This is a genomic window from Dickeya chrysanthemi NCPPB 402 (assembly GCF_000406105.1).
Classification (GTDB): Bacteria; Pseudomonadota; Gammaproteobacteria; order Enterobacterales; family Enterobacteriaceae; genus Dickeya; species Dickeya chrysanthemi.
This window is the reverse complement of record NZ_CM001974.1, coordinates 3,089,190-3,114,780: the sequence shown is the minus strand read 5'-3', so window position 1 is coordinate 3,114,780 and position 25,591 is coordinate 3,089,190. Positions and strand designations below refer to the sequence as shown.

The following is a 25,591-nucleotide window of genomic DNA, read 5'->3' as shown; positions in this document are numbered from 1 at the left end:
GGGACATTACATGGGTTCCGTCAACCGTAAAGGGGCGCTGGTTTTATCTGTATCTGGTGGAAGACCTCTACAGCCGAAAAATCGTGGGATATGAAGTGCATGAAACTGAAAGTGGTGAGCAGGCGGCAGCCCTGATACAACGCACGGTGCTTCGGGAAGGATGCTGGCAATATCTTTATCGACACTCAATAGAGTTGTTCCTAAAAGGCTCAATCATCATTGTTCACCAGCGTTTAAAGATTCCATATGGGGCAGAACCTTGTACAAGTGAACCAAAAATTCCTGCGAATGGAATTAATGGAAAATTGAAATCAATCTTTCATATCCATGAAATTGATGTGCTCTACAAATATTTATCTGATCTTCTTGCTGAGAAAAAGAATGAACTTGAGGACATTTTTTCAGCTGGCAATTTCCAGATGACTTTGGTTTAAAGATTGAGCAATTAGAAGAAATAGATTCATCCAGTACCTACTTTAGATATCCAACAGCTAAAAAAGCTACTTACGAGAAAGAAAAATCCGCATTCAAAGAAACCACCGTAGAAAATGTAATGGCTTTAGCAATAAAAAACCAAGAGCCAATGAAATCAATGAAAGTTGTTTCTCGAATAGGCGGGGATACACAGATTTTTATTCATGATGATTCATTTACTGAAGAAGCTATGAACCTTCTTGCGGAATTAGCAGATGAGATATCGATCTGTCACTTCGCTCTAATGGATAGAATTGGTGGCGAATCTTTATGAAGAAAGCACTCGTTGGGTGCTTTCTTTTTACTAAATGATAAATTGTATTCGTGTGATTACCGTTAGTATCCATTGGTAATCATACTAATGGATATCAGTCATCCATGACCTGAACTAATACGTATCAGGCTGTTTGCGTCTTGCCTGAATGGGATGTCAGATAAAAAATCACTCGGTATAATTTTTATACCTTTTCAATAGGACTGCCATTCCTCATAAACTTCATTTGAAATACATCAGTCAATGATGCCTGCTTTATTCACTATACCATTACTATCAAATGATACTGCAAGCCTAAACTTCCCGCTACCAGATATCATTTTCTTTATACTGTTTTGTAATTTTATATGATTCATATCATAGCTAGTTTGGTCATGATTGGCTATATTTATCGATGAAAGTGTGATTTCTTTTATCTTATCCCTTCTCAATTCCAATAATTCATTAGTATTAACTCTTGAGTCTTTTAATAGTGTTTTTATACAATGGAGTGTTACATCAAAGAGTTTTTTCAATAACGAGTTCCATTCGTCAGATTTTATTTTGAAACTACTAAATTCTTTTGCAGTGGGATCAATGCAAGCACCCAGATAGCTAATGAGAGATGCGAGACATAATATCATGTTACGTCTTAAAATGATGGGCCTTAAACTTTCTATGCGTTCTCTGATTTTTTTATATGTATTACCAGTACCAAAACTATCCTCATCCTGCTGTTTTTCTAAATTTGAAATTAAAGTTTCGATATCAAGAAGGATACTGGACTGCCATTCATTTGCATCAGAAATTGTATCTTCAATTTTATTCTTTATTTGTTGAGATACAACCTCGTCAAAGTCTCCGGCTCTTAATTTTCCCACCAAACCTTCAAGGTATGAAATCCTGCCATGAATTTTTGCTAATTTATCATTTTCCATTATGGTTTTAATATCATCAATTGATGACTTTAATCCATGTAATGCACGATTTATGTCTTCAAGATGGGATTGGGCGACGATTATACTTAGCAACTGGTACGAACCTGTTGCTAATTGTTTTAATCTTCCACCTTCGATGACCCGGGCCTTACCTACAATCTTTTTTGTACCGTTATCTATCGCATCTGCTAGTGTTTCACCAGATTTTGTTTTCATCATTGAAAAAACACCAGAGTCTAATCCTTTTTTAATTTCTGGTTTAAAAAGTAATTCTACGGTTTTGTTAGGAGTGCTGGCATATCCTTTGAATATATTACTCGTTAAATCAGTGACTCTTCTTAATTCAGATGGTTGAGTTATCGCTGTCACTATATCATCAGGGAAATAATTCAACTCCTGTGAAGAAATTAATGTTTTACCACTTTCATCTATTAATGATAAGTTAGTGCTTGATGTGTTGTTAGTTAAATCTTCCATTATTTCACCAATTTTATTTGTTTGAGCGTTTATATCCTAAATGTCAAAATTTAATCATAAAAAACGCTTTGTTGTCTACTATCACATAAATAAAATTAATTGCTATGAATTCATAGTCATCCATGGCCTTTCGCTATTTATTCCTTCTGCCCAAACTCAAATGGCCTGACCATACCGTTGTGGTTAGCATCCGGAAAATCAGCCCACCATTGCAGCATCAGACGACGCTGCTCAAGGTGTTTGACCTTATGGGTATAGGCAGCGCGAACGTTATTCTTTTCCATATGGCTCATTTGAAGCTCAACCACATCTTCTGGCCAGATAACCTGATATCGGGGCCGCCAGAGTGAGGGCTGTTTCAATTTCCCTGAGAATGTTCCGGGCATTGAATGTCCGTAACATTCTCAGGCTGCGGGTGCGGGCGGCAAAGAGCCCGCGCATCCCGCAAACGGCGTTTTTACACCGCTGATTGCTGTAACCGACGGCCCAGGTATGGCGGCTGACGGTGACGTTTGCAGGACGGCAACGGTAGCCGGGCCTGTTTTTGGTGTTATGGTAAGTGTATTATGCCGTGTAATGCACACGTATCCCATACAGGAGAGCAATCATGACCGCGAAACAACGCAGCACGCAGAGTGTGACCATGACGGTAGAGCGTGCCTTGCTGGTCCGGGCGCGTGAGGCGGGCATTAACCTGAGTGCCACCCTGACAACCGCTCTGGATGCAGAGCTTCGGCACCATGAAGCGAAAAAGTGGCAGGAAGAGAACAGGGAAGCTATCGACGCATTAAATCGCTTTCATGATGAGCACGGCTGTTTCAGTGATGAATACCGGACGTTTTAACCATGCAATTCACCGTATACGGTAATACCGGGAAAAGCGCCATTTACCCGCTGTTGCTCGATGTCACGAGCGATATTATTGGACAGTTGAATCGTCGGATAGTGATCCCGTTGCTCCCTGTTGAAAAGTATCCGGCAGGCCGCCGACCGGATCGCCTTGTCCCTGTCGTCAGGCTGACGGACGGCAAAGAGTACGCCGTAATGACGCATGAGCTGGCAAGTATCCCTGTCCAGGCTCTGGGTGCGGTGTTTTGTGATGCGTCGCAGTACCGTGCTCAGGTAAAGGCCGCCATCGATTTCCTCATTGACGGCATTTAGTCGTGGCTGTCGGGAGCCTGTTCCAGTTCGTCTATCGTGCGAAACAGAAACCTCTCCCGGTTTTTGGCGTCAAACGGAACCGGAAGACCGTTCCTTACTACCGTCCTGATACTGTCAAACAGCCTGATGAGAGTGGTTTGGGTTTTGTCGTCCGGCATAACATACATCGCGTAATGCCAGCGCCCGGCGTCACAGGCCGCCAGATGACTTTTAACGATTATGAATTCCCTTTCTGCCAATACCACAAGAATAACCACCAAACCCAATTTCTTACATATCGTTGAACTTCATTGGTCTTTTTTTAATATCATCTTCCATTCCACCTTCTTCAGACACGATATTTTTGTCCTGCTTAGGCCGGGAATATCTGGTTCTGAATATTCAAAATGCCTATGGGTTGATCAGTGCCCTCGACGTAGCTGTAGACCAGCACGTCTAGCACCCACTTTCCCGGTGCCTGCGGCGTGATACCCATTGCCGCCGCATTGGTGCTCATCGCTCTAGACAGTGTTCCCACTAGGCCAGAAGCTTCCCAGTCGGTATCGACATTAAACTCAACGAGAGGCGCCAGTACCAAGGGATTCCGGTAACTGAGGCTTGTCTTCGTGGGATCAGTTACACCGTCAGATGACTGCCAGTAGGTCGCTCCGATCCGCATCTGGCGTGTTGTGCCTGGCAACGCCTCAGTCTGCGATAACACCAGCGTCTCGAAGAAGTTGCTGAGGGCATCTGTCAGGTTCGCACCTGGCATCTGCTCCGTCTCTGTATGGCTGAGCAGTGGCGTGATCCGGGTAGGGAATTTGACCACTGGCGTGTTGTAGACAAACAGCGGGTTGATCGTGGCACCCGCTATCAGGTTGGCATTGCGTGACACAGAGGTGCCGCCGCTGGCGTTCTGCAGCAGCAGCAGGTTCAAGCGGTAGAATGCGTAGTCGAACTCCAACTGCTCCGACAGGAATACCTTATCGGTGCCCAGTGTGAAGGATAAGCGCGTGCCTGCCTGAGATGAATTCAGCCAATTCGATGTTTCATCCGTGTGGCTGGCAGGCGGCACATACATCAACCCCGGCCACAACAGCTGACGGTAGACCTTGATCACGGCGTTCGGGGCTGTACCGGATAGTGTCAGTCTGTAGGTCTGGGGCGCCTGGAAGCTCTGACCCAGGATGGACTGGCTGGCCTCCGAATCGAACATTAGCCAGTCCGTATTATCGCTGCTCCGGGTCCGAGACATGATCGTTTCGTCACCGCTGAGTGTGAAGCCAAAACCCTTGAACTCCGTCGCGAGGGCTGTCGGAACTTTGCCCGCATTCAGATCCGTTTGGTAGTTGGCGTCAGTCGCGAACAGGAAGTCATCAGCATCGACACTGAAGTCGGTAGCTTGACCAAGCCTGTCCAGCGTAATCCCGCTGACAATGCCGTTTCCGCCACGGCTCAACGTTGACATCAGGTACTTGAAGCTCTTCTCCGGAAGCCCGGAGCGCACGTTCATGGCCTGAAGTCCCATCCAGGCGTTCTGAAGCCGGGTTGCGAGATCAGCAAGCGCAGATACTGCATTCGCTGCGGCCGGGCTCGAAACACCCCCGATCGTGTCCGGAAGTTGTGCTAGGTCAGCAGAGATGGCTGGCCATACCGCCGAGAACGCCGCGAGGACCTCAATCACGCTTTCGTACTTCGGCGCTTCGTCGTATCCGAGCTGATCATTCATGTCATCACTGGTCTGGTTAAACCGGACCTCCAGCGTCAACGCATCCTGAGCGGCATAGCGGCGCTGGGTCGCGAACCCATAGTTCCATTGGGCAATGACCTTGATAGGATCCGACGTGGTCGTGGCGTTGCCCGCGGCCTGGTTGGAGACCAGCGTTGGCTCAGGATATCCGCGCAGTAGCACCGGAACCTGTACCTGTCCGACCTCACCGTCTGTATCCGCCCCGTTGACGATGGGAATGATGAAGTTGAGCCAAGACGAGCTCTTGTAGCCCTGGATACCGTCGACGGAGTGAATGTCGATTTCCATCTGGCTGACCTGGTAGTCGAGGTTCAGCACCACTGACTTCTGAACGGACGGATCCTTGACCCCGAACAGCGTCGTAATACGCGAACCGGTCGTGGACAGCGCGCCCTTGGCCGTCGCAATGCTCATCTGAGGTACATTCTGGATGCCGCGCGGCGGTGCCGAGCTGTTCAGCGTATAGCCGCCGGGCAGCGTGCCCGCATCGATCTCCGCCAGACTGTCGGCGAAGACCTGCTGGCCACCAAACTGGTTAGCGATCGTCGCTAGCGTGTCCGTTGTGCTGGGGGTATAGGACGTCTTGTTAACGGTCACCGTGCTGCCCGCGGCGAAGAAGTCGGTTCGATCTGCGTTGGCGTTGATAATATTGTCAACCTCAACGTTCATCCAGTTTGCCGCATAGGTGACGGTATAACCGCTGGTGGGCACAGGCACGACAAAAGGCGTGATATTGATCGCCGTGGAGCCTTGGAACAGCGGGCCGTCATTGCTGGCCAACGTCATGCCTGCGGGAAGCTCGCCAGCCTGGACCGCGAAGAACGCAGCGATCGTCGCAACCGTGTCCGAACCGGTCGTCGTGTAACCGTGGGTTGCGCCAGTATAGCTAGCGGTCAGGCCGGGCCTGATGATGTTGGGTACGAACTCGATGATCTCGGCCAGATAGCTCTCGGAGACCTGCGCCTGGGCCGCTAGCGGTGCAAAAGGCCGGCTCGGGTCAGTCGCCGCACGGGCACCCTCACTATCATCGGGGGTCCGGACAATCCCGGCGACCAGCTTGCCGGACAACTGCGGTGCTGTGGTCGGGTCGCTGCCCGCACCACTTCCCTGCACATCGAGGTCGACCTGCACAAGCGTTTGCACCGAATAGGCGGAACTCAGCGTAGTGAGAAGCTGCTGCTTCAGCGTGGTTTGTGCTTCGGTCAGGCCAGTGGTGTCTGTGCCAATGATCGGTGCCACGATGCCGGACATCCCGGCAGCGATGTCAGCCTTGGCACCGATGACATTGGCGATGTTGGTTGCTACGGATGTATCGGTGGAGCCGGGTACCGCGTAGGCCGGAGAGAGCAGCAGGTCGATCGCTGCCAGGAACTCTTGGTTCCACGCATCCGGGTCGGCCGCACGGAACGCCTGCTGCTTGCCAGTCCAGCTCAGTCCCTTGTCACTGGAATAGGTGGGTACTTCGACGGTGTTGTTCCAGGCGACCGTGGAAAGGGGCGTAACACCAAAGTACCGGATACTGGATCGGTTGACCTCGTAGGTAATACCCACGCCTTGATTCGAAAAATTCACCACCCACAGCGTCTTGCCGCCCGTCGACGATGACGGATTCGCGTTGACCGCCAGCTTCAGCGACGGTTTCTTGATCTGCGTCGTGCCCTGCGTTTGGGTAGCAGCTGGGCCCGTCGCGATCTTGAGGCCCGGGAAGGCGGCCTCGAAATCGAAGCCGAACTGGGTCAGCGACGCCTGGCTCGCATCTCCGGAACCTGCAAAGGGCTGTGCCGGAATATCCGTGCGGGCGGAGATCACATGTGGGGCCCCGGCAAACGCAGGCGCCAACAGAACCGGATCGCGGCTCATCGTCAGCGTGACGCCGAGGCTGAGAACGGCTTTGGTCTTCGCAGGTGTCACCGCCGCAGACACGGCAGTGTCCACCGGCGGGGCCAGCAACGTGCGCGCCCCCACGCTCACGCCTCCTGCCACGGCACCGACATCAGACACACCGAGTGGCTTCAGGTTGTCAATCTGCCGGTCTGCATTGATACGGGTAGTCAGCAGGCCAAAGGTGTCGTTGGCATAGGTCGGATACGTGGTGCCCTCAATCGTGACGCTTTCACCCTTAGGCAGGAAGCCGGGCAGAGATGCACAGGCCGCAGCGAGCACGCCGGTCCCGACATTGTACCGAGCTGCCACGTCCTTGAGCGTGTCACCGCTGACCGACGTCATGGCCGGGGCGACAAACGCCGCACCACTGGCGATGATGCCAGGCAGCGCTGCGATCTGGGACATGAAGACGCTGACGGTGAGCCCGAATTCGGCGGCCAGCATAGTCATCGTGGTGGTGACGGTCGGCGTGATCTTCTTGCCGTTCAGATCGATCTCGGTTGGTGCAAACAAGCCGGGCACGTCGCTGTTGTAGAGCGCCAGACCATCGAGGCTCCAGCCCGGGTACTTGGCCACCACGTCGTTCATGGTTTCGGTACCCGTCGCACCGTAGACGCTGGCACTGATAGCGGAGCTGTCCGCCATGTAGGGGATCGCGAGAACCGCCGTGTTCAGGAACGGAACATCGGGGTTGTTGCTGAGTACAGACCCAACCGAGGTTAAGCCCTCCGCCGCGATATCGGCCAGCGTGTTACCCTCGGCGATCTGCACCGTTACGTTCTCGATGAAGAGCGCGGTGTGAACAGCCCAAACACCGGGGACTTCCGCGTTGCCTGCGAGGAACTGTGCTTCGAGTGAGCCGGTGCCACCGGCGGGCGCACCGAAGTCCTTTGCCAAAGTGGTTAATGTATCTGACGTGTTGGTCACCACGCTCGATATGCTGAGGGGCGTTCCCACCGGCCAGATGTTGTCGAGGAACTCATTGGCACCGGCGACATCAAGGACCGACACGACAGCGGTCTGGTCGCCGCTGTGGCTGCGGACCTGCGCCGTGAAATCGGCTGCGGCGTCATTGAAGGTGCCGCCTGTCGGGATCTCATAGCTGTACTGGCCTGTGGTGTCGGAATAGCTGAGCGTCAGGCCCGCAGTGAGAGCCACGTCGGCGTTCGAGGTGACGAGTCCGGGCACATCGCCGGGCCCATCGACCACCAGTGTGCCGATCTGAAGCGCAATCGCGCTGAGTGACAGATCAGCGGATCCCACGGAAGCGGTGCGAACCGCTGTGTTGACCATCGCATCCTGCGCAACGGGCACTGTGGCATTCTGATCTGCCAGCGTAGCCAGATCGACGGCACCCTGCGAGGCTGTCACGATGGCCTGCGGTGTGTCGCCGGACAGCACGAGGTAATTGCTGGGGATCGTAAGGCGGGTACCTTGCCCCCAGAGCAGGTCTGCCCGGGCTGCCGCATTGTACTGCCCGACATCGCTGGAAGAGGCCGGGTAGCCCGTCGATGTTGCGCTGAGCGGCGCATTTATCAGGGCAGCCACGTTTTGGTATCCGCTAGTGCCCAGCGTGACCGGCGCGACCTTCAGGTTCTGCGCACCTGTCATGAAGACATAAGCCGAATTCGCGACACCGAGCAGCCGGATGCGTGCGGTCTCACCTACGTTCTCGGCATCGCCAATACTGCCCAGCGTCGTGCTGAGCCAGCCCGTCACATCGGGCTGCTGAAGTTGGTAGGAGACGGTCTGATAGGTGGCGAGCGCGCTACCGGCTCGAACGGCGGCCGCCGTTGGCTGATCTGCGCTGGGCGCTCCGCCGATCATCTGGAGCGGTGTGCTGTCCGGCAGGAACTGGGTCGGCGAAATCGAGACCGCTACCGTCAGATTGTCAGTACCGGTGACCGGCGGAGCAAACCGGTAAGCCGTCGTTGCCGATGGCCACGCAGTGATGGTCACCATCTCATCGGTGTAGCCGAGCGGCTGCTCGATGGTCGCAAGCGTCGAGTTATTGGTTCGGTTACCCAGCACGTCCTGGAAGAACAAGGCAACATCCGCAATGGCCCCCGCAGATATCCCAGCATAGGGGTTCAGTGACGGAGGCGGCAGAGGCGCACTGTCGAGGGCATGGTTAACCTTGGCGAAGGCCAGAATCGACATAACCTGCTGGTAGTCCCAGGGGTCATCGTCATTCTCGGTGGTCGGGCCCGCAGGCAGACCCTCATTGCTGGCGTTGAGGGCCACCGTGTCGTCAATCTGGAAGCCCAGCAGGTTGAACAGTGTGTTCAGTGCGGCCTGATCGGTTTCGTTGGCCGGATCCTTTGGCTGCGGGTCCGTTCGGGTGACGTCGAACCCGATATGGCCCTGCGGCAGGGTTGCCGTCAGGTTGAGCGTTCCGCCGCCAACCACCATTGGCTGACCAACCGCCAGTATGACGGCCTCTTGGTTCGCCTCGGCGATCAGGGAGATATCGACGCCTTGGGACCGGGCAATGCTGCCGAACGTGTCGCCAGTCTGAACTGTATAATCGGCCTTACCCGGAATCGTGAGCACTGAACCGACGGCCAGCAGGCCTGGCATGTTGAGATTGAGCGTGGTCAGCGCTTCCGGATCGAGGAAGTCATATTCCCGCGAAATAGAGGCCAGTGTGTCGCCGATAGCAACGATCTGCACCGGGTTGCCCGAGAGCTGAAGGTCGTTGCCGGGTTGGAGCCAACCCATGGTGGTCGCCTTCTCGGTGGCTATTGCCGCAACTGTCACGCCAGCACGCAGGGCGAGGGTCAAGAAGCTGTCTGTTGCCAGCGCGGCAACCTGACCAGAAACGCCGGAGACCGTGGTGCCGGGCACCATGGAGCTGACGACGGTCTGGTTCAATTCCGCCAGAGAAACTGGGGTGAGGCTGACCCACGGCGAATAGCGCTGGGCAATATTGGTCAGGGTGTCGGTGACCGTGACGTCGTGCGTCAGGGCTTCAAAGAAGATGTTGTGGCTGCCCGTGTCGACGTTGTCACCGATCAAGGCAATGTTGTTGTACGCGTAGGCAACCGGGCTTCCCGCGACCTGATTGTCCGTCACCACGATGATCTGGAGGGTCGCCTGAGTGCCGCCGGAGAAGAGGTTTGCTGGCAGGCCAAGCGTGCCATCCGTGGTCTCATAGCGCAGATAGTAGCCGCCGGATTTAACAACACTGCACTCCCAGAGCAACTGGAGGAAATCGAGCGCGCTGTCTGGTTCAAGAGTGGCAAGCGGCGAGTCCAGCAGGCCCGTATTGAGCATCCGGATGCGGGTGCCTTGCAGCGTGGTCTGCGGTGCGCCGTGGCTCTCCGTACTGAGATTGGTCTTCAGAATAAAGCTGCTCGTGCGATTGACCTTGTCGGAGACCAGCGTGCCGCCTGAGGTCGAGGCGTTCGTCGTATCCTGGTCAGCATAGGCAACATAGAGGGTCGCGGTTTCGTTGTTGCTGGTCAGGTATTCCCAGAGGGCCAGCAGCCGCTGCATGCCCGCCTGATCGGCTCCGGCCACCATGTAGATGCCATCCGGGGCGTTCGGGACGGTCTGGATGTCGATGCTGATCGAGGTCGCGTAGCACGCATTCTCAAGAACGGTACTCTTGATGCTGCCATCGGGTTGGGTGGTACCGGATTTCGGCTGATAGAGCAGGGTGCCTGTCGGACTGGCCGCAAGAGCCGATATCAGGGCATCCGGCAGTGTCCAGAGGGAGGGCTGCACGACCTTCTGGCCGGGCGGCACAATGTCGACCGGGATATCCGGCGTCTTCCACATATTGACGGCACCGACGGTCTGGCTGTCCGCGGTGTACGCGAACTGTGGCAAAGCGATCGATTGGAGAACGTTGGGCTGGAAACTGAGGGTCTGGAACGCGGTGATCTGCGTGATTTCCTGCGGCAGCAGCGGCATGTCGGCAGCGCCGGTCTGAACAGCGACCCAGGACGCACCGGAGCTTCCGATCTTGATGTCGTAGCCGGTGGTCACCGTGCCCAGTGGGTATTCCTGACCGATCATGGCGTAGAGCGGATAGGCCGCTGTCGCAGAAGGTGCAGGTTCGCCCGCAAACTGGGGTGCCGGAGCTCGAAGACCGCTCATCATAAAGCGGCTGGTCATGTTCAGTGCGTCTGTGAACATACCCATCGAGGCGAGATTGTCGGTCAGTATGGAAAGTCGCATGCCTGGGATCGCGACGATCGCGAGCTGAATAGTGTTGTTCTGCGCTGCTGCAAAGAGGCCGGTCACCTGCGCGATGCGATCGGTCAGTTGCTCCAGCGACAGGTCATAGGCCTGAGCAATGCCGCCCAGCGTATCAGTAGCGCTGACCTGATGAACCACGTTCGGCGCGGTCAGCGATGCCCGGGCGGCCAGCAAAGACGCTGAGCCCATGGCCGTGCTGGCAGCGATTTGAGCTGCGCTCACCTTGTACTGGCGTTCGATACTGCCAAAAGTGGTAGCGTAAGGCACATTGATGATCTGGCCGACGGTCAGCAGAGCGGTTGTGCTGATCTTGCCATTCCACTGCTGCAAGCTCTGGAGCGCGCTCTGCTGGGACAGGTCATCCGGTGCGAAGAACTGCTCAGCAATAGTGGTGAGCGTGTCGCCAGTGGTGGCGGCATAGAGCAGAATGAAGCTGTTGCTGGTTGGAACCGTGACGCTGGGCAGTGTGACGGTCTGACCGATGTCGACCCCGATTGCGGCGTTGTTTCCCATCAGGTCGGGCAGAGTGAGGCCCGGGTTAGCGGCGGCAATCTTATCGAAGGTGTCTCCGCTGACCACGGTGTAGGTCACGTTCTTGGCCGTGCTCGACGGGATGGAGAGCGTCTGGCCCGTGGTCAGGGTCAGGCCGGGGTTCGCGGCATTGAGCGTTGAGGGATCAAACCCGGTGACACCACCGTACCAGTAATTGACGAGGGCGTTGTAGCTGTCCCCCGCCCGGGTGGTGGTGGTCAAATTGCCCAGCGGCACTGACTGGCCCGGGTTGATAATGGTCAGGCTTTCCTGATTGGTGTTGATCAGTTGCTCGACCGTGACACCAAACTGGGCTGCCAGCGAGTTGATGTTGTCCGTGGACTGCGCGGTGAAGGTGATGTCGCCGAGGGCCAGGGGGATCGCCGTGTTGAGGACGTTCTGGGCGGCTTCATTTCCGGTCGCTACCATGTCTGCGGTGACCTGGAGTGGAATCAGCAGGGCGGTGCCCGTGGCCAGCGGATTGAAGTCAACGGTAGGGTTGGCTGCTTCCAGCGTGCCCAGAGCAATGCCGAAGTCAGCGGCGATCGACGTGCCACTTTCATCCGCTATCACGGTGTGAAGAATGCGCATTGCCGGAATCGTCAGCACTGTGCCTGCGGGCAGATTGCTGAAGTCGACACCGGGGTTGGCGGTCTCAAGGTCGGCCTGGCTTACGCCGAAGCAGGCGCTGAGCCCGGCTAGGGTATCACCGGTCTGGCTGGTGTAGGACACTGTGTTGGTCGGGATGAAGACGGTTTGACCGGGTTTCGGCGCGGTCAGTGTATCATCCGGGTTGGCAGCCTGAAGCTCGGCTTCTGTTGTCCCGAACAGGGCGGCGATCGAGGACAAGGTATCGCCGGCCCGCACGGTGTAGTTGTTGGTGAAGAGGTTCGCGATCGAAGTCAGGGACGCGGCAGCGGCCGCGTTCTGGTCCAGAGTGAGTGACAGGTTGGCGAGCAGAGTTTTTGCCTGCTGCATCAGGCCCTTGGCAAGCATCTGGAAATAGTAGCGGAATACGATGACCGCCATGGAGTCTGGTGTCGCCCCCAGTTCATCGGCCAGCAGGGTCGGGCCGGTCTCGCGGGCGGCGAATTGAGCGGCCAGATCAGCGAAATACTGCTGGATTGTCTGCTCGTAGTCCCCTTCGGGGATACGATCGGTCAGGAAGTTGATGCTGAAGTCCGGTGTCGTCATCGACAGTTCCGGGATCATCGCCATCAGTGCCATTGGCACTTCGGTACCGGGATCCGTGGTCGGGCGGGCGGCGACGGAGAACTGGATATTGTTGCTGGTGAACAGGTTTACCAAGGCTGGGTAGGTGAAGACCGTGGATGCCACGTCTTCGGCTGACAGGGCATCGAGGATCTCGTCGATAAGGGCCGCAGAAACGGTATCGTGGACATGACCGACCGAATCAACCACCCAATCCGTGACAAAGTTCAGGAACTGGTTGGTGCCGGATGCCGGATCACTGGACGTTTCCATGCCGAGCAGCAGTGCCAGTACCGGGTTCATCGTGGCGCCGGGGAAGGCTGGAGCGCCGGGGAAACCGAAGTCGCTGGGGAGCGCCTGTGAGATCAATGGGATTGCAGTCAGGTCGACGGTGGTCGTTGACGCTGCCAGGCCAAAAGCCGAGCGTCGCAGCAAGAGACCACGCTTCTGGAGACTACGGGCAGGACGGCTGCGCAGCTTGGCGTAAGGTTTCTGGCGCAGAATCCGCGTACGTGAACGGTAGGCGCGGCGATCCGTCAGTTGCGGATTTGTCCCTGATCCTGATGCAATCAGCCACGGTGTCGCCGTGTCATTGCCGATCATGAAGGATTCAGTAATCGTTGCAGAGAAGCTGAAATGAATACGGATGAAGACGATCTTGATAGAGACGCGGACACTGACGCCTGCACTGATCTCGATCAGAATGGCCTTGTAGCTCTCTACATCCAGCGAAACCGAGGCATAAACCGTGAGGTTGACGCTGGCCTGAATGATGCCGAAATCGACGGTGGCATAGACGATACCCACCACCGCAACGGTGCCGCGCAAATGAATATAGCGTTCCGGTGAGAGGTTGGCCGGGGTCGGGTTAAACCAGGCGAGCACGCCCTGCACCTGGCCGCCGACGGTGATGCTGATGCCACCAGAGAGGATGCCCAGCGAAATCGTCTTGCCGACACCGACCTGAAGCGCGAGGCCGAGTTCCAGCACCGGCGAGAAGGTGCCGTTGGTGATCGTGGGGACACTGGAAGACGTGGTCCCGTTGAGGACGGCAAAATAGAAACCACCGAACCCGATGAACGGGAAGACCTGGACGGATCCCGAGCGCGAAAAATCGGTCAGGCTCGGCGGGAAGCCGACATCGATACGGAAATTACCGTTGGTATAGATATCGACGGTGATGATGGGCAGCGTGATCGAGACTTCGCCCATTTCGATATGCCGCATAGCATCGGGCAGCGTCAGCTCGATGTGATAGACACCGATACTATCCGAAATCTTCCGGTACAGGATTTCGAAGCGCAGGCCCGCCAGTGAACCGGCCCGGCTGCCGGACAGCTGGATCAGCAGGCCGTACAGGTTCGGGTCGTTGAAGACGACACTGAGTTGCACCGTCGACATTGCCGTGAAGCGGGTGCCGATCAGCCAGTTCGAGCCTGCGTCATAGGTCAGGCCAGGCAGTTGTGTCGCCGGATTCTGCTGTGGATTTCCCGCGGGAACGAGCGCTTTTTCAAGGGCGGCGATAACGCCGTCCATTGTGGCGGGCGGGATTTCGCGTAGGGCAAGGCGCTGGCCCAGGCCCAGATATTCGAGGTCAAAGGTCTGGGTACCGGTGCCCGGTACGACGGGTGGCGCTTCATTCAGGGGATCCCAACTGAGCGGGGCCGCGCCGTTTTGGCCGTAATCCTGCCCCAGGAAGTTGCCACTCAGTTGCAGGTCGAACTTCGCCTTGCCGTACTGACGTGTGTAGATCAGGACGAATTTGGTCAGCTTCATAAAGCCAAGATCGACATCCAGGTCAATGTCGACCTCGATTTTCTTGGTCTGGAGATAGACCTTCACGGTCAGATTGGGCAGGCCAATCTTCTCAAGCACGTCCCAGGGGGACGACAGTGAGATGTTGCGTCCAGGAGAGGCGAATTCCAGCAGGAACGAGAAGAGATCGCCGACATTGCTGTTGTTGAGGCTGACCGCGACATAGGTTTTGACGTTGTCTACTTTGTCCTGGTGGTAGGTGACGGTCAGGCTCTTGTAGCTAAAGCTGATGTCGGTGGTCGTCGGGTCGAAGACATAGGCGACACCCAGTACCATGCCGTTGATGTCGACAGTGCCCCGTACATAGCCAGAATACTGGGCCGGGGATTGCGTGGTGACCCGGTTGGATTTCAGCATGAACTCGGCATAGATGGACACCGGCAGGATATCCAACTTCCACACAACGCCGACATTCACCATATAAGTGTTGTTGCTGGTATCGAACTGGCAGTTCAGAAAGTTGATCGTGATGTCTGGCACGGCATCGGCCGCCCACGGCAGCAACTGGCTGGCGACATCGGCGATTTTCATCGGGGTGGTCGGTGACAAGGAGCCGGTGAGCAGCCATGCCCCGCCGTTCGAACTGTTGTAAGCGCGAGCGTAGAACTGGGAGCCCAAGAACACGAAAGAGGTCGTGAGTTCCGATGTAGTGACTGCGGCGGATTTGGTGAGGGTCACGCCAAGACTGTCGATCTCAATGAGGGTCAGGCCGCTGCCCAGATTGATCGACCAGTTGGAGCCAGTGAAACGCGCGTCACCGGTGAACGCGTAATAGCCGGTGTTCACATCGACAGTACCGCTGATGGTGTCAAATTGACAGCCGGACTGCGGGATCCCTGTTATTCCGACGGCACGGAGCAAATCAGTGACATCGATAGCGCTAATATTATTGAATCGCCCAATGAGCGTTGGGACTGTGACGCCAGCATAGAAAACAAGCGAATCTACGCTGAAGAAGCTGAAGTGTCCTCCGACATTAATCCTCAAGCTCAAGGCGTCAGATGGATCCATTGAAAAGCCGAATTCAATACTTTCCAGATTGGCTGCATTGAGTGGCAGCAATGAAACGCCTACTTTCTCTGCAACATTGGTGCTGATCACGTTGGATGTGGCGCCGCCGTAGGACAAGGAAAGCGAAATCTGATTGGCGCTGAGTGTGCTACCGAGTGGAAAACGGGGTGGGATGAACGCCGCTAGCTGCGTTCCGACGAACAGTGCGGCTAAACTCGATAAATCAGGGATATTCAGATCCCAGTCTTCCGCCGAATTGAAAACAGGCCCCGTGCCCTCGTTCACGGGCAGCGGGCTTGACATCGGAACCGGCGTTGCTGCGAGTTGGCCCGCCGGAATTTCGCCAATCAGCGCCCCGGCACCGCCCGTCGACGAACTCGTCAGCGTGATACCCGCTCGGAAGGTCAACAGACCCGCTTGTGCCGATGCCATCACCACTTGGTTGGCGAGTGCAAAGTCCGGTGGTGTGGTACTCGGATTGGCCCAGCGGGTGATCGACCCGGTGACCGGCGTGAGTGTGCTGACCCACAGCCTGGCGTAGGCTTCAGGCGGTACCGGCACACCGGAGAAGATCAACGTGCTGCCCGTTTCCGTAGAGGCCGCAGTCATCACGGCACCGGTGAATGCATACTGGCCTGGCACGTCATCGACGATCTTCGGAAAGGCGACGCCGAGAACTTGGCCATTGCCCAGCGTGACAGCCAGGGAAAGCTCGGCCGTGCCAGTAGCATCGACACTGAAGATCGCGGTAGCAGCCGGGTTCTTGAATCCCATGAAGGTGCCGGTCAGCGTGCCGACCAGCGTGATCACGGTTCCTGGCGGCGTCGCGCTGGTGAGCGTCATTTGGAGGCTGGCCGTCGGAAACAGCGTGGCGTCGCTGAGAAGGGCCGTGAGCGGTGCTGAGTCCAGCTGATTATTAGCGGGTAACGACAGCGTGGTGTTGGTGGCGTTGAGGTAGCCGTTAGTGTGGAGGCTGGTCCAGAGGTCCTGGATGTTCATCGGTGATCCTCCAACTTCTTGATGGTGTGTTGCGGCGCGATCAGCACCGTGTCCCCGTGCGCGGTGGCTTTGAGGCGTTTCACCCCGGTGACGGATTTTCCGTTTCCGGACTTCTGTCCGGCCCCGTTTTTGAGATAGGAGGCGTACCAGCCGAGGGCTCCGCTGGTTTGAGCGTCGGGGTTGCCAAACATCAGCATGTTGATTTGTCCGTTCGGTGGGAACGTCAGGCTCAGGAACGTCAGGGCGATGTTCTTGAGTTGCAAGATGTATGTCGGTGGCGAGACCAGGAAGCTGACGTCACCGAACGCGAGTTTGAGCACGCCTTGCAGCGAGATGGCACGGTCGCCGCCGCTGACCCCGGGCATGCTGAGACCGATATAGTTGGTGGCACCGTTCGCATTAGGTGCCCACCCCAGCATTAGGGATGCCGTGAATCCGGCTTCTGCCGCGAGTGCGCCCAGCGAGCCCAGATCAAGCTCGAACTGAAGACCGAACCAGGGGGCGATGAGTGGGCTCCCTTGGAGCGGAGAGTCCACGGGCATAAAGCCCATGCTGTCCGGCGTGACATCGCCGGTACCTTGTACCAGACCCATCAGTTTCATCGGGAAGTGCGCGGCCAGGCTCAGCGCACGCACCTGACTGGCGCCCTGGTCCAGCAATATTTTCGTGGCGTCGAACACAAAGGTTCGATAGGTCGGTGACGCCTGATCGAAGGTCATGTCGATGGAGAGGGCGGAATAGGAAAGCCCGCCGCCGATCCCCTGAATGTCGATGACCGCTTGTTCGGGGCCGTAGGAGAAGAGATCGAAGCTGGGCTGCGGCAGAAACGAGACCGAGCCGTTCAACTGGAAGCGCGAGTTGACCGTGGTGTCGTCCGGGTCATTAGCACCACTGGTGACCGTGATGAAGGACGCAGTCTCAATGTTGACCATGTAGAGCGTGCTGCTCGACATGAGATACGATGTCGCACCGTTGGACGTGAAGGAATAGCTTCCGACACCGCCGCTCTTCTGGTAGGTGCCATACAGCACCAGGTTGTTGTCGTTGGCATTCTGCTGGTTCGATTGCTCACCGAAAAACTGATTGATCAGCAGTTCGATCGAACTGGAAAACGAGGCAATGCTTGAGTTTGCGATCAGAACCTTCAGTGACAGCACCTTGTAGTCGTAGGGCTGGTTGCCGCTCAGTGGTGCTGGTGAGCTGTAGTCGATCAGACCGAAGGCCGAACTGGCGGTTGTCGTGTACCGGGTGATCCCGGTCTGGACCGGGGTCACCGTGATGCCGAGATGATGGGCTTTGAACTGCGAGGCATCAATGCCTGCCGCCAGGCCCTCAAGCTGTGGTGGTAGGCCGGATAGCGGCACCTCGCCGTTCAGCACCAGGATCCCGTTCCAGTTCGGATCCCGCATCACCGTGTTCACGAAGTAACTGAGGTCAGTATCACCGGTATTAAACCGCACCAGTGTGTCATCAAAGAAGTCGCTAACGATTTTCTGCGTGGTGGCGGTCGAGGTATTGAAGGCATCGCCTTCGGTCCACTGGGCGGTATCCGCGATGATCTGGGTCAGCTGTTTCCGGCAGAATTTGAAGATGACGATGGAGTTGTGGTCAGCCCAGCGCCACGGCGACAGATCGAACTCCCAATCCGCGACAAACAGACTGAAGTCGCCGCTGTAGGTGCGGATGGTTTGAGACCATGTGTTGTATTGATCGGTCGTCAGAACGCCTTGCAGCGCCGTATTCAGCGCGGTTTCGTCCGGCCATTTTCCGGATGTCGGCGTAACGCCGGTAACGAGCGGGGCGATCGCCTTGATGACGGCCGGATCCGTAATGACCTGTTGCAGCACGAGGTAACGTTCCTGCGTCAGCACGTAGGGAAAGCTGCCACAGGCGGCAAACTGGTCACCGGCCATCATGATCAGGGCCAGTTGGTTTGTCTGGAGCGCGTCCTTCAGCGCACCGGTGACCGAACTCAAAACAACGGTATCCGCGCGATTGGGGGGCGGCGTCGATGGTGAGTTACCGAGCGTCAGGTGTCCCCACCCCAGTTCGCTTCCAGCCTGGGTGAATTCCAGTAGCAAGCCTTGTGGGGTGGTTCCATACGGTGGTGCAGGCAGTGTTGCGCCCGAGCCTAACCGTGTTGTGTTGGTCAGATTGACCAACTGTTGGATCAGGGCTTTGCGCCGGGGAGCCCAGGCCTGGAGCTCAAATTGGGCGATATCGTCGCTGGCCAGGCCTGCGCCTGCGGTGACCGCGGCATAGGGCAGAAGCGGGAAGCAGGCAATCCCTGCGCCGACTTCTTCGGACTGGGTCAATGCGGGCGGCAGGGTGCCCAGTTCGACCGGCAGATAGTTGAGGAAAGGGGTGGCTGCGTTGCCAGGGCCATTGTGGAGCACCGAGCTATCGGGTTGGGCGAAGTAGGTGGAGCCCTCAGCGACCGAGAGGTAAGCCCAGGATGTCCGTCCGGCATCCGTGATCTGACCGAAAACACGTTTGGTGTCGTTGGCGCTGGTGCCTGTGGCTGCCTTGATGGTCGGTGCGAAAGCGGGCTGGTCCGGTACGAAACTCAGGGTGCCTGCCGCGTTGACATCGAGGTATTCCACCGCAGACAGGCCGCACATTAGCGTGGCACTGAGGTTCGGCGCAGCGCCCGGACCTGACGGCTGTTTACCTGTCGGCACGGACACCGTGAAATCGCCACTAGGCATCATCGCGGTGATCCGATTGCCTGACAGTACGACGGGCACGCCGCTGGCGTCGACAGCGAGCAGGCGATCTGTAAACACGAGCGCTGCGCTATCGGTGGGCGTCAGCGAAACGGTATCGCCGACGGCTGTGCGATAAGTCGATGTCAGCGGCGTCTGGCTGGCGGCGAACCCGGCGAAGCTGCGCTGATGGTCGAATGGGGCCAGCGGATCCAAGGTCATGGACAGTGTGATACCGGACGTACCGAAGTTCAGGAATTTGTGGGCGGTGCTTTGCGCGTATCCGCCCCCGACCGGCGCGGTATAGGAGCGCAGGCCGACATCCAGTTGGCTCGCGATGCTGTCGGTGACCGCGACCGAGAACTGGAAACAGCCCGATGTCTCGACGGGGCCCAAAACATTGATCGCCCCGCCGCTTAACCATGGCAACTGACAGGACTGACGGGAGCCATAGGGTGTCACAGACCAGCTATTGCCGCTTCCGGAAATCGTTAAGCTGAGGCCATCTCCGGAAGCGGCAATAACAGAGCCTCCATCAATATTAACGGAGAGATTAGCGCCCTGAATCAGCGCAGAGCGGCTGGTGGTCACCTGGCCAGCAGCGCGGGTGCCGTAGATTACCGTGCCGGAGAGTCCGGCGATTGGGTTCGAGATATCCTGGAACCAGGCGGCAAACGCACCGGTTCTGGCGCTGTTGGCGAAGTAGGTCTGCGCTGCGGTGACAAAAGCGTCGATGTCTGTGGTTTCCAGTCCAGGTATAAAGACAAACCAGCCTGGACCCGAGATCGCCTCCGTTAGAGAAAGCGAATCAGGTGTGCTACCGTCTGGAGGGATAAGGTAAGCATCGACAAAAATATGCGCGTCCAGAAATGACTCTGGAAAATAAAGGTATGGAGAAACATCACTTCGGCGCAGCATTGTGGCCTCCAGATAATATCTTGGTTATTTGGGGGTTAATTGTCCCAAACTATCGTCCCGGAAACGCCCATTGCTCCGGTTCCAACGAAATTACGATCTGCGTCATAGACAGTGACGGGGAAGCCATTAGGATTAAATGCAACGCAGTAAACCGTGACGTTGCCATTTCCGTCTAAACCCATAGAAAAGGGCTGCGCAGACTCCACTGAGGCTGAAAATTCGACAAAGCCGTTTGCGTATTTTTGTCCAATCGTCGCCTGGAGTGATGGCATAGTAGAATGTCCTGATGTTCCATTCGTTGGGCTGGATAACGTGATCCAATTACTATTGCCAATTTGCAAATACTGCTGCTGAAATGTTTGCAAAAATGGCGTGTAGACGGTTTGTATATAATAATTTCCGGTCTGAGGGGCATTGACGGCTATTTGCCAGTTCCCGTCACCTCCCCTACGGAAACTCAATATTTCTGCCGGAACATTCGGAACTGAAAAGAAAGGAATATACATATCGACAATTGGCGGATCACCGTCCGTTGCCAAATCACTCGAGGCGCCGCCAGTCGGTGGTGGATAATTGAGGCAATTACTTGGCACATTGAAGTCTGTCGCAAATACGTTTCCGCATGCGAGAATGATGACAAGGGAAAGAAATACAGAAGAAATCGTCTTCATTTAAAATCGACCTCCCAATACACAGCCATATGATCAGATACTGTCTGTCTCCAAGTGGTTCTTGCCGCCGACGTTGTTGGGTATATCGAGCAGGTATTTGCGCCTGTGAGCGATATTCCTGTAATGATGATATGGTCATAAGGGCTAGATGGGGCCCCTGCGGGTGTTAGGCTGGTTGCGGCGTTAGTGGGGCACGCCGCTGGCACGGTCGCAGGATTTCCGGTCGGATCAGCCCAAGAAAAACCAGTGGTGTAGCTTCCATTACTGCTTGTAACGCCCAAGTTCCAGTCCCCACCTATAATGACAGGAAAGCCGTTGGTGGGAATGGCGATTGGCGAGCAAGTTATATTTTGCAACGTCTGAAAAAAAATACCCGCAGCGGAGGCTTCTGCTTGTCTGGGGCCAACGGTTTTTCCAAAAATGGAATGAATGTTGGCAAACCAGGCATATTTATTTGTTGTGCCGACTTTCACCGCCATTAAAATTGCATAAGGAGGGCGACTAAACGAGGCAGTAGGGGCGTTGTAGTAACAATTGGCGAACGTCATTTTGGATTTTTTATAAACAAAACAATATGCTTCTTTGTAGCTGGTTTTGCCGAGCATGGTTAAAGAACAGTCGGTTCCTAGCCCTGTACCCAGATTTGTACAGGGCACAGCCAACTGCATGACTTCTTGTAAGAGCAGAATATCTACGCTCCCCATTAGGTTGGCTATTTCAGTACATTTGTTTGTTGTGTTTGTGGCGGACCCCCATCCCAAATGGAGCGTATTAAGCGAACCGACGACGAAATCGGCTGACCTGACACTTGCTGATATTGTCATCGCAAGGAGAAAAGTGGCCAGGATTACTGAATATTTGCGTAACATGATCACTCTCCATCAAGCCATGCTGATGACGTCGCCCTTCAGGAGCGGCGTATCATATTGATCCCCTGCCACCCCGGTATAGACCGGCGGCTGCGACGTATTTGGCGGCAAAAAGAGGAAGTTGGCCTGATAGTATTTGACGGTCGCGGCTGTGCTGGGTGCGCCGGTGTTCTGAAGCCACCGCTTCAGGGCCAAGGTAATGTCCGAGTTGATGTAGTTACTGCTCAGATATTGCGTGGTGGCCGGATCAGCGAACTGTGCGATCAGGTTTCTGATCGTCGTGCCCAGCGGAACCGTGAGGGGCATGCCGTTGAAGCGAACCGAGATTTCTGGGATCAGCATCACACGACTAGTGAAGTTGATACTGACGATCGGCTGATGGGCACCGCTCTGCTTCCCGCAACCGGTGCCGCCGTTCAGGATATCTTGGGTCGCCGCCTCGAGATCCGCGAATGTGTCAGCGCCGACGATCCAGGAACTGAGCTGTTGCTTGGTGCCGCTGTTGTCGAGTGAACCAGACCCAGCGATCGTTGTTGGGAAGATGATCCGCAGGTGGCGCCTGCCATTGCCGCTCAAGTTAAGGTCCATCGGACCTGCTGCGAGGATGGGGCAGGTCGCCGCCGGACTGGTGTTGTAACCCGGCAAAAACGAACCGGAGAAGGCATCGAGCGTCAGTGTAAGATCGGACTTCTGGCTCACGCGAAGCAGGCTACTACCGGTGTTCGCGAATGCGTTGAAGCCGTATCCGGGCCCGCCCGGCGGGTCGCAATACTGGTATCCAGCCCACTCGATGCGCAGCCCCATGCCCGGTGCCAGATCGACGTACTGGTTAACTGGGTCGAAATTGTAGAGATAGCTGAGCACCTCGTTGGTGCGCAGCGGCATCGACAGTGCAACCCGGTTCAGTAGGGTGGCAGCTGCCCCTGGAAGCAGACCGCCGCTGGTCGATGTTGCAGGAACTTCAAGCGCCTCGACCTGCTGGCAAAACTGCTTGAACGCCGTGAGCAGTTGAGCGCGCGCTGCCTTATCTTGGCTGTAGACGTTGGCCGCCGCTACGCTCACCACGGCAAGGAACGTGGTGTTCGAGTAGCTGGATGCCGAGAATGACATCTGGAAGACCGTGTTCGCTGTGCTTGTGATCCCCGGCGTTGCCGCCGTTGTGTTGGGCGCGCAAACCGCAATCACATAGATCAGGAGTGGGGTCGTATAAACCGGTGTCCCGACGGTAACGGGCGGAACCAGAAAGGGGCCTTCGGTTCCGGCTGGATAGGGGCCACCGGAGGGAGGAGGCGGCAGCGTAAGAGAGAAGCTGTAAGAGCTGTTAGCCATGCGCTGAAGCTCCTTAACCTGTAATGTTGGTGATGGTGTATTGCGCTGTCGGCGCGTTGGTTGCGACGCCAGTGCCATTGGCCTGGATCGTCAACGTGTCGCTGGTGATTGACGCGTTGATGATCAGGGCTGCCCCGGCTTTCCGATCCCAGGACGGAATCACAAACCCGCCATTTGAGGGGGCAAAGGTCAGACTTCCGCCGATCGCAGCGAAGGCGTTATCAGCCTGGTTGAAATAAGTTAGCTGGTGTCCGGGCGCTAGCTGGGTGCCCGGCATTGGTATCCCGTCGCCATCTTGCAACCAGCTACCCGCCGTCAGCGTAAACGTTTGCAGGTTCAAGGAGGAATCACTGGCATTTACCACGACCAGCCTGGCGACGTAATTATCGGTGGCACCCGTGTTCGGCATTTTCTTCCCTCCGAAGAGAAGAAAGGCTGGCTTTGGCCAGCCTTTCAGTAGACGACTGCGATCAGGCGCTTGTCGCCATCTCGTGCATCTTGAGACCAAGTGCAGCGTTCATAATGGTCACCTGCATCGTCGCGTGGTTAGTTGCACCACCGGTGATAGATGAGGCAACGGTCAGGCCGTCGAGCGCGATGGATGTCACACTGCCAGTCAACGGGCCGCTGGCGGGCCAGTCCCACTGTGGTGTGATGGTGCCGCCGTTCGCGGGTGCCATCGGGAGGTTGCCGCCGAACGCCTTCAGGGTGTTATCAACACCATTCACGTACGACTGCTGGCCACCGGACGGGATAATAGTTCCAGGAACCGGGGTGGTCTCCCAAGCACCGGCCCCCGTAAGTACACCGTATGTTACCGAGATGTCAGCGCCGCTCGCATTAACGATCACGAGCTTTAGATCACGTGCAAAACTGCTCATTTTTTGCCTCACCTATGTAGATTACTGGTCTGCCCCTTCGAAAATTAAATCTCGTTTAAGGCGAATAATTACTTAGCTATGTAGATTGCTGGACTGTCTCTTCGAAAATAAAATTTCGTTAAGGCAAACCATTACCTGACTATGTAAATTTCTGATCTGCCTCTTCGAAAATAAAATTTCGGCTAAGGCAAATAATGACTTGGCTATAGAGATAACTGATCTGTCTCGTTGAGAATAAAATCTCGTTTAAATCAATTCATTCCTTGGCTATGTGTATTTTGGGTATGCCTCTTAGAGAATAAATTTTTTTAAGAAAAATGATGACTTGGTTACAGAGATATCTAATCTGCCACATTGAGAATAAAGTATCGGTTAGGGTAAGTAATTTCTTGATTATGTGTATTTCCGGTCTACCCTTAAAAAATTAAATCTCGCTTAAATAAAGCAATGAGTTAGTTATGTCGATATCTAATTTTTATCTTCGAAAATAAAATCTCAAAAAAAGGAAATAATGACGTATTTATGTAGCTTTTTGAACTGTTCTTTCGAAAATAAAAGCTCGTTCCAGGAAAATAATTACTTAGCTATGTGATTATTTTTGCTGTCCTTCGCGAATAGAATCTCGTTCAAGGAAAATGGCGGTTTAATAAACATAAACAATGAAAATGGAGTCGTCAATAAATAGTAGTCACCGTTTTAGCGTTTTTCCAGAACTGTTTTTCAGATTGGGCCGCTCCCCCCGTTTTTGCTCACGGCTTGTGCGGATGATGACCGCCAGGGACGACCCACTCCAGATGATCAGAGATGTCTTTTATCTGTTGCCAGATGCAAATGGCTGTCGGGAAAGTGGAGCGAGATGGGGGCGCGGGGGGGCGGACGATTTCCTGGACTCTCAGGAGATAAAAATATGTTTACTGAAGCGGAAAAAATTAGCGCAATTGAACTCTACTACAAATACGGTAAAAAACTCGCCCCCGTAGTGTGTGAACTGTAAAAGAAATCTCCGACGCTGGATCCGTTTATGGGAAGCGAATGGCTGTGTTATTGAAAGCGTACGCCGTAAGCCCCGTTACTCTGCTGAGCAAAAACAGATAGCTGTCGAACATTATCTTAACTACGGGTGCTGCCTGGCATTTACCTGCAGGATGCTCGGGTATCCCTGTCGTGATGTACTGGCTCGCTGGATTGATGAACTTCACCCCGAAAGACGTCATATTTTTATCAGCACGATAAATCAGAATGTACGGCATGGCCGCACGCCAGGTAGTGGCGGCTTTTACCACCTCGAAACTGTTGCTCAGCGTGGTCGGCTCGCCACCGCTCTCTTCCTCCAGCGCCTGCGGCTGCTGGCCGCTGTGGGTCACCACCACCACCTGCCAGGCCAGATTAAATTCCTGTACCAGCATCTCGTCTTCGTGACCCTGCACGTAGATGTTGCCGACGGAGTCGGACGTGAAGGCACCGGCGGTGATGTTGCCCTGGGTTTTCCCTTCGATGCTGATATAGCATGGAGTTGGCATGGTCCCCC

Annotated in this window: 11 protein-coding genes and 5 pseudogenes; 5 read left to right on the top strand and 11 right to left on the bottom strand. The window is 55.3% G+C overall.

The window, feature by feature from the left end; all coding sequences use genetic code 11:
- Both DCH402_RS22415 and DCH402_RS13665 read left to right on the top strand, forming a co-directional pair.
- A pseudogene (locus DCH402_RS22415) lies at nucleotides 1-167 on the top strand (IS3 family transposase); the annotation flags it as partial.
- A gap of 386 nt (nucleotides 168-553) precedes the next feature.
- Nucleotides 554-748 carry a hypothetical protein gene (locus tag DCH402_RS13665; protein ID WP_040001662.1) on the top strand — a complete coding sequence of 65 codons (195 nt, stop codon included), beginning with the start codon at nucleotides 554-556 and terminating at the stop codon, nucleotides 746-748.
- A gap of 236 nt (nucleotides 749-984) precedes the next feature.
- Here the strand turns inward: DCH402_RS13665 and DCH402_RS13660 are convergent, their stop codons facing one another.
- A complete protein-coding gene (locus DCH402_RS13660; protein ID WP_152486929.1) occupies nucleotides 985-2,142 on the bottom strand; it encodes a hypothetical protein in 1,158 nt (385 codons plus the stop codon).
- 137 nt (nucleotides 2,143-2,279) lie between these two features.
- Nucleotides 2,280-2,465: pseudogene (locus tag DCH402_RS13655) on the bottom strand (tyrosine-type recombinase/integrase); the annotation flags it as partial.
- A gap of 284 nt (nucleotides 2,466-2,749) precedes the next feature.
- Here DCH402_RS13655 and DCH402_RS13650 point away from each other — a divergent pair.
- Together DCH402_RS13650 and DCH402_RS13645 are read left to right on the top strand one after the other, a co-directional pair.
- Nucleotides 2,750-2,986, top strand: coding sequence for a type II toxin-antitoxin system CcdA family antitoxin (locus DCH402_RS13650; RefSeq protein ID WP_040001656.1), 237 nt, complete (start codon nucleotides 2,750-2,752; stop codon nucleotides 2,984-2,986).
- A gap of 2 nt (nucleotides 2,987-2,988) precedes the next feature.
- A complete protein-coding gene (locus DCH402_RS13645; protein WP_040001654.1) occupies nucleotides 2,989-3,303 on the top strand; it encodes a CcdB family protein in 315 nt (104 codons plus the stop codon).
- Here DCH402_RS13645 and DCH402_RS23130 read toward each other — a convergent pair.
- From DCH402_RS23130 to DCH402_RS13605, 8 genes and pseudogenes are all read right to left on the bottom strand, one after another.
- Nucleotides 3,300-3,521 (bottom strand): annotated as a pseudogene (locus DCH402_RS23130) (MobC family replication-relaxation protein); the annotation flags it as partial. The gene DCH402_RS13645 and the pseudogene DCH402_RS23130 overlap by 4 nt on opposite strands.
- Before the next feature lie 134 nt (nucleotides 3,522-3,655).
- Nucleotides 3,656-16,690: a LysM peptidoglycan-binding domain-containing protein gene (locus DCH402_RS13635; protein ID WP_233276284.1), complete on the bottom strand. Its 13,035-nt coding sequence runs from the start codon at nucleotides 16,688-16,690 to the stop codon at nucleotides 3,656-3,658.
- Nucleotides 16,687-20,313, bottom strand: coding sequence for a hypothetical protein (locus tag DCH402_RS13630; protein ID WP_040001651.1), 3,627 nt, complete (start codon nucleotides 20,311-20,313; stop codon nucleotides 16,687-16,689). Before DCH402_RS13630 ends, DCH402_RS13635 begins: the two co-directional genes overlap by 4 nt.
- A 35-nt stretch (nucleotides 20,314-20,348) precedes the next feature.
- Nucleotides 20,349-20,984, bottom strand: coding sequence for a hypothetical protein (locus tag DCH402_RS22410; protein ID WP_152486928.1), 636 nt, complete (start codon nucleotides 20,982-20,984; stop codon nucleotides 20,349-20,351).
- Complete coding sequence (locus DCH402_RS13620) at nucleotides 20,981-21,853, bottom strand: exonuclease/endonuclease/phosphatase family protein (RefSeq protein ID WP_040001647.1); 873 nt, start codon at nucleotides 21,851-21,853, stop codon at nucleotides 20,981-20,983. The genes DCH402_RS22410 and DCH402_RS13620 overlap by 4 nt, the downstream gene beginning before the upstream one ends.
- A 12-nt stretch (nucleotides 21,854-21,865) precedes the next feature.
- Entirely contained in the window at nucleotides 21,866-23,182 is a 1,317-nt protein-coding gene (locus DCH402_RS13615) for a hypothetical protein (protein WP_040001645.1), read from the bottom strand.
- Nucleotides 23,183-23,195: 13 nt separating this feature from the next.
- Entirely contained in the window at nucleotides 23,196-23,591 is a 396-nt protein-coding gene (locus DCH402_RS13610) for a hypothetical protein (RefSeq protein ID WP_040001643.1), read from the bottom strand.
- Between the two features lie 61 nt (nucleotides 23,592-23,652).
- Nucleotides 23,653-24,063, bottom strand: a complete 411-nt coding sequence (locus DCH402_RS13605) for a hypothetical protein (protein ID WP_040001641.1) — start codon at nucleotides 24,061-24,063, stop codon at nucleotides 23,653-23,655.
- A gap of 907 nt (nucleotides 24,064-24,970) precedes the next feature.
- Here DCH402_RS13605 and DCH402_RS22900 point away from each other — a divergent pair.
- Nucleotides 24,971-25,304, top strand: a pseudogene (locus DCH402_RS22900) (IS3 family transposase); the annotation flags it as partial.
- 105 nt (nucleotides 25,305-25,409) lie between these two features.
- Here the strand turns inward: DCH402_RS22900 and tssD are convergent.
- Nucleotides 25,410-25,583: pseudogene (gene tssD, locus DCH402_RS22020) on the bottom strand (type VI secretion system tube protein TssD); the annotation flags it as partial.
- Between the last annotated feature and the right edge of the window lie 8 nt (nucleotides 25,584-25,591).

Coding starts and splice junctions, on each gene's coding strand:
- DCH402_RS13665 (WP_040001662.1), top strand. CDS start 554: ATGGCTTTAGCAATAAAAAACCAAGAGCCAATGAAATCAATGAAAGTT.
- DCH402_RS13660 (WP_152486929.1), bottom strand. CDS start 2,142: ATGGAAGATTTAACTAACAACACATCAAGCACTAACTTATCATTAATA.
- DCH402_RS13650 (WP_040001656.1), top strand. CDS start 2,750: ATGACCGCGAAACAACGCAGCACGCAGAGTGTGACCATGACGGTAGAG.
- DCH402_RS13645 (WP_040001654.1), top strand. CDS start 2,989: ATGCAATTCACCGTATACGGTAATACCGGGAAAAGCGCCATTTACCCG.
- DCH402_RS13635 (WP_233276284.1), bottom strand. CDS start 16,690: ATGAACATCCAGGACCTCTGGACCAGCCTCCACACTAACGGCTACCTC.
- DCH402_RS13630 (WP_040001651.1), bottom strand. CDS start 20,313: ATGCTGCGCCGAAGTGATGTTTCTCCATACCTTTATTTTCCAGAGTCA.
- DCH402_RS22410 (WP_152486928.1), bottom strand. CDS start 20,984: ATGAAGACGATTTCTTCTGTATTTCTTTCCCTTGTCATCATTCTCGCA.
- DCH402_RS13620 (WP_040001647.1), bottom strand. CDS start 21,853: ATGTTACGCAAATATTCAGTAATCCTGGCCACTTTTCTCCTTGCGATG.
- DCH402_RS13615 (WP_040001645.1), bottom strand. CDS start 23,182: ATGGCTAACAGCTCTTACAGCTTCTCTCTTACGCTGCCGCCTCCTCCC.
- DCH402_RS13610 (WP_040001643.1), bottom strand. CDS start 23,591: ATGCCGAACACGGGTGCCACCGATAATTACGTCGCCAGGCTGGTCGTG.
- DCH402_RS13605 (WP_040001641.1), bottom strand. CDS start 24,063: ATGAGCAGTTTTGCACGTGATCTAAAGCTCGTGATCGTTAATGCGAGC.